Raw genomic sequence first — 2461 nt, 5'->3', positions numbered from 1 at the left:
TTGTCCCCGTCGGTGTAGATCCCGCCGAACCGCTGGAGGATCTCCAGCCGCAGGATGTCGCTCGCCGAGGCGTACCCCTGCCCCACCCCCTTGGCTGTCTCCATCTTGTAGGCCGCTTCGAGATCCATCGGCGCCTCGGCCGAGAAGACCTCGTCGACGTTGACCAACACGATCTTATGGTCCCGCGCCCACGCCACCATCGCCCGTACGGTGGCCAGTTCCTCCGTGTCCTGCCCCTTCCCCTCGGCCTCCTTGGCCTCCTTGATCCGCTCACGGGTGACATCCGTCCAGATCACGTGGGTAAACCCCTGGCCAAAACCGCCGGCCGACTCCGCCACGTTCGCCATGAACGGGCCGGTGTGCTCGTCGTCCGCCGACAACGGGCGACCGAGCCAGATGGAGTGCACCAACTTGGGGATGCGCACCAGCTTCGCAAAGGGCAGCCCCGACTTACGCCGCATCGTGCCCGGCTTGAGCAGCACCGTGTCCGACAGCGAAAGCTTCGACCCTGCCTCGATGACGGAATTCTCGTCCGCGACCAGGGACGCCGGCGTGATCTGCTCAGCCGTCGGCTCGGTCTCGCTCGCCAGGTCCAGCGCACGGAAGAACGCCACCCGCGACGCCGAGTGCAACTCCCGGTAGTTGTAACCCTCGAGGAACGGCGGCGCGGCCGGAACCACCCGGTCACCGAACAGGTCCGGCCCCAGCCACTCCTCCAACTTGGCCACCGGCTTCGAGGACACTGGGCGCGCGGGCTTTTCGCGCATCAGCTCGTCGATCAGCTCCTGAGCCGTAAAGGGAAGATCCTGCTGCGGGACGGCCGGCATCTGCGCCGGACCCGACCCGGCCCCCGGCGCGGCCGGGGTGATGTCGTCGACGGACTGCGTGGGAACCTGGAGGAGCTTCGCCACGGCCTCGGCCGTCAGCCCGCGCTTCGTACGGCCCCCGGCGCCGGCCGGAACGGACGGACCCGCGCCCCCGCTCTCGTCCGTCGGCTGCTGGAGCCGCCGCGACAGCTCGACCGCCGCCGCCAACTCGGCTGCCTCGCGGGCCTTCCGGGCTTCGTACTGGGACCAGGACTCTCCCTGCTCCGGAACCTCCAGGTACTCCAGTTCCTCCTCGTCGTCCGGCGCCTCGTCCGCCACGACCCGGCCCTTGCCCTTGTCCCCGACCGGCCCGGTCTTCGAGACCGGTGACTCGTCGGACATCTCGTCGGACATCTCGACGGACATCGCCCTGGGAGCCGTCCCACCGGCGACGGGCAAGGGGCCCAGGGGGGACGGCGGCATGAGACGGTGATCGACCAAGGTGTCCACGTTGATGCCGAGTTCACCCGCCAGCTCGTACCAGGCCTCGGTCTCGGCGGCCGCGAGGTGGGGCGCCAGGTAGCGGTCGATCGCTTCGAAGTCCGGCGGCCCCGCGTACGCGCGCATGGGCGCGCGCAGCGCGGCATCGGCCCGCCGGGTGATCCGCGTCCGGGCGTCGGCCAGTGAAATCTCCCCGATCGACCCGGAGTTCCCGCCCGACTTGTCCCGTAGGTCCTGCAGGAATTCCTGCCAGCGGGCCTCCTCGGCAGCCGCCGCCTCCGCCTGCCGGCGAGCGGCCCGGGCCTGCTCCTCGGCGACTCGCTCTCTCGTCCGATCGAACAACTCACGTTCGGCAGCGGCTCGTTCCTGCCGCGTGGCAGCCGCCTTCGCCTGCTGCTCCGCGAGCTTCTCCGCCGCCTTGCGCGCTGCCTCGGCACGCTCCTGGGCCTGCTGCTGGACCTGCGGATCCTGCCGCTTCTGCGCGAGCCAACGCTCCATGGCCTCCGCATGCTTCTGCGCGGTCTGTTGCGCCTGCTCGCCCCGCTCCTCCTGCCAGGACTTCGCCGGTGTCCGCGGCTGGACGGCCGGAGCCGTCGTCTCCTGGCCGACGCTCAGGACGGTCGGGGCCGACCGGGCGCCGGCTCCGCCCGCGGCGGGGGGATTCGCCAGGCGGCCGGCGCGCGCCGCCGCCTGCGCGTCGGCCATCGCCTTGGCCTCGGCCTCGGCGATCCGCGCCTCGATCGCCTTCACCTGCTTCTCCGCCAACGGCGTCCGAGGCGTGTTCCGGTCCGGCGACCCCGCACCGAGCTCCTCCGACGACCCACTCCCCACCTTCGCCCCGGCCGCAGCCTCGGCCTGCACCTTGGCCTGCGCATCCGCCTTCGCCTTCGCCTCGGCCTCGGCGATCCGCGCCTCGATCGCCTTCACCTGCTTCTCCGCCAACGGCGTCCGAGGCGTGTTCCGGTCCGGCGACCCCGCACCGAGCTCCTCCGACGACCCACTCCCCACCTTCGCCCCGGCCGCAGCCTCGGCCTGCACCTTGGCCTGCGCATCCGCCTTCGCCTTCGCCTCGGCCTCGGCGATCCGCGCCTCGATCGCCTTCACCTGCTTCTCCGCCAACGGCGTCCGAGGCGTGTTCCGGTCCGGCGACCCCG

The 2461-nt window shown here is 71.5% G+C and carries 1 pseudogene; it reads right to left on the bottom strand.

What is annotated here, in order from left to right:
* Window positions 1-2411: pseudogene (locus tag ACH5AR_RS28690) on the bottom strand (hypothetical protein); the annotation flags it as partial.
* Between the last annotated feature and the right edge of the window lie 50 nt (window positions 2412-2461).

The sequence above is a fragment of the Kitasatospora sp. NPDC018619 genome (assembly GCF_044391605.1).
In the GTDB taxonomy this organism is placed as follows: Bacteria; Actinomycetota; Actinomycetes; order Streptomycetales; family Streptomycetaceae; genus Kitasatospora.
This window is presented reverse-complemented; position numbering and strand designations above follow the sequence as displayed.